This window comes from Marinitenerispora sediminis (assembly GCF_003336425.1).
Lineage (GTDB): Bacteria > Actinomycetota > Actinomycetes > Streptosporangiales > Streptosporangiaceae > Marinitenerispora > Marinitenerispora sediminis.
The window spans coordinates 1-851 of the sequence record NZ_QEIO01000324.1 but is presented as its reverse complement, the minus strand read 5'-3'; the positions used below and the strand labels follow the sequence as shown (position 1 = coordinate 851).

Sequence of the window (851 nt, the reverse complement as noted above, 5' to 3'; positions counted from 1 at the left end):
CTGCTCGGCGATGGCGTCCAGCGCGTCCGCACTGAACTCCAACTCCACATTGTCCAACTCGAACAACCGCTGATACTGCTTCACCAACGCGTTCCGCGGCTCCGTCAGAATCCGGATCAACGCCCCCCGATCCAGATTGTGCACACTCGTGATCACCGGCAACCGACCCACGAACTCCGGAATCATCCCGAACTTCAACAGATCCTCCGGCATCACATCCGAGAACTGATCCGCCGCGTCCAACTCCCGCTTCGACCGCAGAACCGCGTTGAACCCCATCCCCTGGCGCCCCACCCGCGACTCAATGATCTTCTCCAACCCCGCGAACGCCCCACCGCAGATGAACAACACATTCGTCGTATCGATCTGGATGAACTCCTGATGCGGATGCTTGCGCCCACCCTGCGGCGGCACACTCGCCGTCGTCCCCTCCAAGATCTTCAACAGCGCCTGCTGCACACCCTCACCCGACACATCCCGCGTGATCGACGGATTCTCACTCTTACGCGCGACCTTGTCGACCTCATCGATATAGATGATCCCCGTCTCGGCCTTCTTCACGTCGTAATCAGCCGCCTGGATCAACTTCAACAGGATGTTCTCAACATCCTCCCCCACATACCCCGCCTCCGTCAGCGCCGTGGCATCCGCGATCGCGAACGGCACATTCAAGATCTTCGCCAACGTCTGCGCCAACAGCGTCTTCCCCGACCCCGTCGGCCCCAGCAGCAAGATGTTGGACTTCGCGATCTCCACATCCTCATCACGCGGACGATCACTCTCCGACCGCACCCGCTTGTAATGGTTGTAGACCGCGACCGACAACGCCTTCTTCGCCTGCTCCTGACCGA

1 protein-coding gene is annotated in these 851 nt (G+C 60.3%); it reads right to left on the bottom strand.

Annotation, left to right across the window (positions count from 1 at the left end; all coding sequences use genetic code 11):
- Nucleotides 1–851 (bottom strand): ATP-dependent Clp protease ATP-binding subunit ClpX (gene clpX / locus DEF28_RS26610; RefSeq protein ID WP_114446272.1); only part of this gene is annotated, 851 nt, incomplete at both ends.